Source organism: Mesorhizobium sp. M0437 (assembly GCF_040321335.1).
In the GTDB taxonomy this organism is placed as follows: domain Bacteria; phylum Pseudomonadota; class Alphaproteobacteria; order Rhizobiales; family Rhizobiaceae; genus Mesorhizobium.
The window spans coordinates 83,776-89,939 of record NZ_JAMYRK010000023.1; the positions used below are offsets into that span (position 1 = coordinate 83,776).

The window sequence follows — 6,164 nt, forward strand, 5'->3', positions numbered from 1 at the left end:
CCTATTGTAGAGTTTTGCTCCTTAATCTGTTGCAGAACATGCCACATGGAAGCACTTTTCTCCATAGTGAAACGGCGTAAATGTCTCGCGCAATCATCAACCACGGAGCGCGAACCAAATGAGCACCGAAAACAGATCCTGGCAGATGAACGGTTTCGGCCTGTCCAGGTTGAAGCCGGCTGATGGAAAGCTGCCCCAAGCCGGGCCGCATGATCTTCTGGTACGCGTCACTGCGGTATCGCTGAATTACAAGGACAGGATGATCGTCGATGGCGTGCTGATACCGGACCTCAGCTTTCCGTTCGTGCCGACATCGGACGCGGTAGGCGAAGTAGTCGCCATAGGCAGCGAAGTCAGCCGCTTCGGCATTGGGCAGCGCGTGCTCGGCCAGGTGATCGCCGACTGGCCGGACGGCGACGCCCCGCCGGTGCTGCACAAGCATACGCTTGGTTCGTCACTGCCCGGCATGCTGTCCGAGCATGTGCTTTTTCATGAGGATGCCGCCGTGGCGGCGCCGCCGTCGCTCAGCGACGTCGAGGCATCGACGCTGCCGATTGCGGCGCTGACGGCGTGGTTCGCGCTGGTCGAGGCGGCCAAGCCGATCCCGGGCGAAACCGTTCTCATCCAGGGCACCGGCGGCGTGTCGCTGTTTGCGCTGCAATTTGCCGCCGCCTTCGGCCTGCGCGCCATCGTCACCTCGAGCAGCGACGAGAAGCTCGAACGGGCGAAGGCGCTCGGCGCCTGGCAAGGGATAAACTATCGCAGCCGGCCGGCGTGGGACGAGGCCGCGCGTGAGCTGACAAACGGCGCCGGCGTCAGCCACGTGCTGGAAATGGTCGGCGGCGACAATGCGCGACGCTCGCTCAACGCGCTGGGCGCCGACGGCCGGCTTTCGGTGATCGGCCTTCTCGGCAGCATGGAGCTCAATTTTCCGATCTTGCCGTTCATGCGCAACCGGATCGTCGTCCAGGGCATATCGATCGGTCACCGTCGTGCTTTCGAACGGATGAACCAGGCGATCGAGACGCTTGCCATCAAGCCGGTAATCGACAAGGTGTTTGGCTTCGACGAGGTGCCGCAGGCGTTTGAGCGTCTGGAGACAGGACCGTTCGGCAAGATCGTGATCACCGTGCCCTGAGCCCGTCGGGACGAAATGGCTGTCAGACGGGAAGGCCGATTGTGCGCCTACGGCAGTTGCAGCAGGACCCCGACGATGGCCTTGCCGTCGGTGAAATAGGGATCGCCTTCGCCGTTGCGCCCGGTCTTCGTGGCGCCGACGCCTGGTATCTCGCTGGTCGAGATCAGCATGCCGGCGGCGGAGAGGTCGCGCATCAGCCCGTCGCGCTCGGCGTCGATGTCGGGGCCGATGTGATGAGTGATCGCGCCGGTGTCATGGCTGAGGCCGACGCCCCGGTCGAAGCTTGCCGAGCCAAGCCAGAGCGGCCGGCCGTCGTCTCCGGGCGCATCGGTCTGCCAGAAGCGGACGTGGTGGCGCCGATCGGCGCTGTCGCCGACCGGCTTTTCGAAGGCTAGGTCCTGGGCGCGGCCTTCGAACAGCAGCCGGCTGACCGGCGCGTCGGGATAGGGGCGGTTAAACAGCACGCTTTCGCCGATCTCGATCGCCGTCTTCAGCGTGATCGCGTCTGCCGTATCCCAGCCGGCGACGGCAAAAGCATGGACAAGCTCCTTCTTCATGCCGACCAGGCCGACATTGATCGGATCGCCCGGAATGCCTTGCGGCGTGTGGGTCACCATCTCGAATTGCTGATTGCGAAAATTGCGGTCCCGTAGCGTCCAGAACTCAGGCGCGGCGAAATAGGCGAGCGAAAGATAGGCGGCACAGCATGCCACCAGCCAGGTCGTTGCACGTCGTCGAAGGCTTCGCTGGCTCAAGAGGCACCACCCAAGCGTCTGCGCACCATCTTAACCGGCGCAGCAAGTCTTGGGCAGGGGCCGCAATCAGCGGCAGGCGCGATAGCCGTTCTTGCGGTTCTTGATGTCGAAATGGAAATGGTTGCGGTGGTCGTAGTTGTAGCCGGGGCCGAGCACGGTGGTGAAATACTGGCAGCCGTCGGCGCGCACATTGTTGAGGAAGCCGCGGGTGCGGAAGGCGAACAGGCCGGGCTTGCGGACGCCGATGTCGTCGCCATTGTTGAGTTCGATGCTCATCACGTCGAGCGCATTGCCCTTGCCGTGTTCGGACAAAACACCTTCGCCGGCGATCCTGCGGCAGGAATAGCTCGAGCCCTGGTGGATGGTCTTGACGCCCGAGAAATAGCGCCAGCGGGCCGACGGGACGAGTTCGTTCCTGGTCCAGCCGGCAAAGGTGGCGGCCATGTCGCAGGTCAGCGTCGCGGCCGGCTCCATCTCGACGCTGCCGATGGCCGAGACCTTGACAGGATAATCGATGCCGCACTGGCCTTCATGGATCGGCGCCACGTCGGTGTAGACGACACCGAGGCGTTTCAGTTCCTTGCGGCAATCGATCTCGGTGGCCGGCATCTGTTCGGCCGGCGACATCGGGTTGTCCAGGCGCGGATAGGCGGCGGTCATATAGGGGTTGGACGGGACGAGGCGCTGCATACCCGAATATTGCGGCCCGGAATCTTGCGCGCCGGAATATTGCGGGTCGGAATTGGGCGGGACGGCAGCGGTCTGGCTGCCGACATCGACGGCCGGCTGCAGCGACAGCACGCTGCCGGTATTGCAGGCCGAGACCGCCGCCACGGCAAGTAGGGCGGCAAGCCTGCCGGCTATGCGCGCGCGTCCTGTGTGCCGCGCAGCGGCAAGCGCAGCGCGAAATAGCCCGGCCATCGGAAGGGTTCCTGTCCCCAGATGGCACAGACTCTAAACCTGAAGAGTAAAGGAAAAATCAGCGGCGCCGTTCACGCCTGCGGCCAAATTGCGGCGCCCCCATAGGCAGGTCATTGGCAAAACGTGCCGCCATTGCGGCGCGGTTCGAGGTCGAAGTGGAGATGCAGCGAATGATCGGCATCGCTGCCGGGGCCAAGCACGGTCTTGAACGGTCCGCAGGCTGCCTTGCGCACTGCGTTCAGGAATTTCGCGTCCTTTTCCGGCGGCGCGGGGCCGACATCGATCTCCTTCCCGTCCGAAAGCGTGAAGCTGGCGATATCGAGCGCGTTGCCGAAGGCGTGCTCCGACAATTTGCCGCCGCCATTGCGCGACCGGCAGACAAAGGCGGAGGCCTGGCCGATCGATTTAATATCCGCGCCGAACTCAGCCTTTGCGGCAGGCTGGATGACCGAAGCAGCAAAGCGTGCGGCCGCTTCCGCCATCTGGCAATTGAGCTCGGGCTCCGGGCCGATGGCGATGGATTTGCCGAGCGTCTTCAGCGCGATCGGGTAGGGGATCGAGCAACCGACTGCCGTATCATGCTCTGGCTTGCGCTCCTCGAAATCGACGCCCATCGACTTCAGCCGCCTGCGGCAGGCCAATTCCTCGGCCGGCATTTCTTTCCCGGCAATGGCGGCCGATCGAGGATCAGGAAGGATTTTTTGCTCCGCCTTCTCGTCTGCCTCGGCCGGGTTTGGTGGCGCGCCTGGTGGGCTTGCCGGCGGCTCAGCCCGCGCCGGCTTTTCGGGCGGCTGCGGTGCAATCGTCGGCGGCTCCGGAGCATCCTCCGGGCGCGGTTCGGGGACCGGGATCTCGGTTGGTGGCGGCGGAGTGACTTGCTGGTTGAGCTGCGGAACCGGTGCAGTTTGCGGTAGGTCGGGTGCCTTGGCTAAAACGGGTCCCGCCAGCGGCGTAGCCGCAACGGCCAGCAGCAATCTGCCCAATCTGAAAAAGCCAAACGCCGCCATTACGTCGCAACGGCCAGAATGCAGGGAAGTTGCCTTGACCGAGGGGGGCGGCCGATCACAATCGGTAACCGCGCCGTCACGCGCCGATCGCTTCCAAGCCTTCCTCGAGCCAGTCCGCCAGCAGCGGCATGCCGAGCAGATATTTTGCCGTGCGCTTGTTGGCGCGCTCGCGGGCGGCGGACAGCGCGTCCGCCCATTCCGTCGCGTCATAGTCGCCGCGGCCGACCCAGGCCAACGCAATCAGTTCGGCCGCTTCGTCGACATTGAGATCGTCGATTAGCTCGCGCAGTTCTTCTTCGGTGAGATCTTCGGAGCTTTCCTCGGCAAGGCCGTCATGATGGTGGTTGTCGTGCGCGTTGCCGTCGAGCTCTACCTCGTGCTCGGCGCCATCGGCATAGTCTTCGTTGACGGCGGCGCTGAGCGCCTTCGCCTTCAGGATGAACAGGCGCACGGTGTCGGGACCGATCGAAAGCTCCCAGTCTCGTTCAACGCGTTGCTGCACCGGCCGTCTCCCTGCTTCGTGCTCGGTCGGCCCGATGATAGCGGATTTGCAGCGCTCGTCACATTATCTTGCGCGGCGGCGTTGATCGTGAAGCATGATTTCCGATGCCCTCTCTTCCCGGGATAAGATGGCCTTGCTGGGAGAGATCGCGGTTTTGAGATAGGATGACGTTTTCCGGGACGAAACGGCGTTGGCCCGGCGTTAGTGTTGCATTGTCAGGTTCAAAGGAGAATTCGATGCGCAGACGATTGCTGATTTATGCCATGGCCATCGCCGCCCTGCCGCTGATTGCGGCTCCGGCGTTTTCGGCTGGTGAAGGCGGGGGAGGTGGCGGTGGCGGCGGCAATGGCGGCGGCAATGGCGGCGGCCAGTCCCAGTGCAAGAAGGGGGAGGCGTGGGACAAGAAACAGAAGAAATGCGTCTCCCCGAAGCAAGGCATGCTGGATGACGACAGCATCTATGATGCCGGTCGCGCGCTGGCGATGGATGGACGCTATGACGAGGCGATCGCCGTGCTCAGCCTCGCCGCCAACAAGCAGGACCCGCGTATCCTCAACTATCTCGGCTATTCGCACCGCCATTCCGGCCGCGTCACCGTCGGCCTCGGCTATTACGAGGAAGCGCTGCGCATCGACCCGAATTACACGCTGGTGCGCGAATATCTCGGGGAGGCGCACCTGCAGATCGGCGATCTTGCCGGCGCCCAGGAACAGCTCCGCGAGATCGAGAAGCGCACGGGCAAGGGGTCTCGCGAATACGGCATGCTGTCGGAGCAGATCGATCACTTCATGAGGAGCTGATCCGCCTTCCGGAACGCTGCTCATAACCGGCTGCGAGCGATCGCAGCCGGTTTTTTGCTGTGCTCATATGCTGCTCGGAACTGGAATTTGGCATCACGGTACACGTGATGCGCTCCTTGACGTTAGGTCAGCCGCGCAATCGGTGGATGATTTTTCAGAATCCGACTTTTTGGACGTGAAAAACCCGCGAAGATTGCTATATCTTGCAAGATTGTGGTGAGACGGTTCCGTTAGCGAGGCTGCCGGACCGTTTTCTTTTTGTACCATCGACAAGGTCGCTCCCGATTGCGGGGGCGGCGGCAGGAAAGGTCAGGCATTATGAACAAGGTCCCGATGACAGGCGAGGGGTTCGCGTCATTGAAGGAAGAACTGCGCTGGCGCCAGCAACAGGAGCGGCCGCGTATCATCGAGGCGATTTCCGAAGCGCGCTCGCATGGCGACCTATCCGAAAATGCCGAATATCACGCGGCAAAAGAGGCACAGAGCCTCAATGAGGGCCGGGTCAACGAACTCGAGGACCTGATCGCGCGGGCCGAGGTGATCGACGTCACCAAGCTCAGCGGCGACAAGGTCAAGTTCGGCGCCACCGTGGTGCTGGTCGACGAGGATACCGAGGAGAAAAAGACCTACCAGATCGTCGGCGACCAGGAAGCGGACGTGAAATCCGGCCGCATCTCGATCTCCTCGCCGATCGCGCGCGCCCTGATCGGCAAGGAAGTCGGCGACGCCATCGAGGTCAACGCACCGGGAGGCGCCAGGGGCTACGAGATCGTCCAGGTGCAGTTCATCTAGGGATTGGCGCTGCTCTGCCTTCTCCCCTTGTGGGAGAAGGTGGCCTCGCGAAGCGAGGTCGGATGAGGGGTGTTCCAGCTTGGCTCCCTCCGCACTCCGTCCAACACCCCTCATCCGTCTTGGCGCTGCGCGCCAATCCACCTTCTCCCACAAGGAGGGCTTTGCATGAAGGGTGTGCTTAACCTGATTGGCCTACTGGGCGTCTTTTGAAGGCGTCTAAGGCCTCGCCCTGTCGCCCTGGCGCGGCAT

At 62.9% G+C, this 6,164-nt stretch carries 7 protein-coding genes; 3 read left to right on the forward strand and 4 right to left on the reverse strand.

Features of this window, described 5'->3' with window-relative positions:
* Positions 1-118: 118 nt before the first annotated feature.
* The gene (locus NKI72_RS16955) at positions 119-1,138 is read left to right on the forward strand and encodes a zinc-dependent alcohol dehydrogenase family protein (protein ID WP_352850349.1); all 1,020 of its coding nucleotides are present in this window, start codon (positions 119-121) and stop codon (positions 1,136-1,138) included.
* Between the two features lie 47 nt (positions 1,139-1,185).
* Here the strand turns inward: NKI72_RS16955 and NKI72_RS16960 are convergent, their stop codons facing one another.
* The 4 genes from NKI72_RS16960 to NKI72_RS16975 form a co-directional block, all read right to left on the reverse strand.
* The gene (locus NKI72_RS16960) at positions 1,186-1,893 is read right to left on the reverse strand and encodes an LssY C-terminal domain-containing protein (RefSeq protein WP_352850351.1); all 708 of its coding nucleotides are present in this window, start codon (positions 1,891-1,893) and stop codon (positions 1,186-1,188) included.
* Positions 1,894-1,959: 66 nt separating this feature from the next.
* Complete coding sequence (locus tag NKI72_RS16965; RefSeq protein ID WP_352850353.1) at positions 1,960-2,814, reverse strand: extensin-like domain-containing protein; 855 nt, start codon at positions 2,812-2,814, stop codon at positions 1,960-1,962.
* Between the two features lie 110 nt (positions 2,815-2,924).
* Positions 2,925-3,821: an extensin-like domain-containing protein gene (locus NKI72_RS16970; RefSeq protein WP_352850355.1), complete on the reverse strand. Its 897-nt coding sequence runs from the start codon at positions 3,819-3,821 to the stop codon at positions 2,925-2,927.
* 76 nt (positions 3,822-3,897) lie between these two features.
* A complete protein-coding gene (locus tag NKI72_RS16975) occupies positions 3,898-4,323 on the reverse strand; it encodes a DUF3775 domain-containing protein (RefSeq protein WP_352450442.1) in 426 nt (141 codons plus the stop codon).
* 236 nt (positions 4,324-4,559) lie between these two features.
* On the opposite strand from NKI72_RS16975, the gene NKI72_RS16980 reads away from it, so the two are divergent.
* Together NKI72_RS16980 and greA are read left to right on the forward strand one after the other, a co-directional pair.
* Entirely contained in the window at positions 4,560-5,123 is a 564-nt protein-coding gene (locus NKI72_RS16980) for a tetratricopeptide repeat protein (RefSeq protein ID WP_352743209.1), read from the forward strand.
* Between the two features lie 318 nt (positions 5,124-5,441).
* Positions 5,442-5,915 (forward strand): transcription elongation factor GreA, encoded by a 474-nt coding sequence (gene greA / locus NKI72_RS16985; RefSeq protein ID WP_023719113.1) that lies wholly within the window; start codon positions 5,442-5,444, stop codon positions 5,913-5,915.
* Positions 5,916-6,164: the final 249 nt, after the last annotated feature.

Bases quoted from the DNA above. Each gene is read 5' to 3' on its own strand.
- greA (WP_023719113.1), top strand. From the start codon at position 5,442: ATGAACAAGGTCCCGATGACAGGCGAGGGGTTCGCGTCATTGAAGGAA.
- NKI72_RS16965 (WP_352850353.1), bottom strand. From the start codon at position 2,814: ATGGCCGGGCTATTTCGCGCTGCGCTTGCCGCTGCGCGGCACACAGGA.
- NKI72_RS16955 (WP_352850349.1), top strand. From the start codon at position 119: ATGAGCACCGAAAACAGATCCTGGCAGATGAACGGTTTCGGCCTGTCC.
- NKI72_RS16980 (WP_352743209.1), top strand. From the start codon at position 4,560: ATGCGCAGACGATTGCTGATTTATGCCATGGCCATCGCCGCCCTGCCG.
- NKI72_RS16970 (WP_352850355.1), bottom strand. From the start codon at position 3,821: ATGGCGGCGTTTGGCTTTTTCAGATTGGGCAGATTGCTGCTGGCCGTT.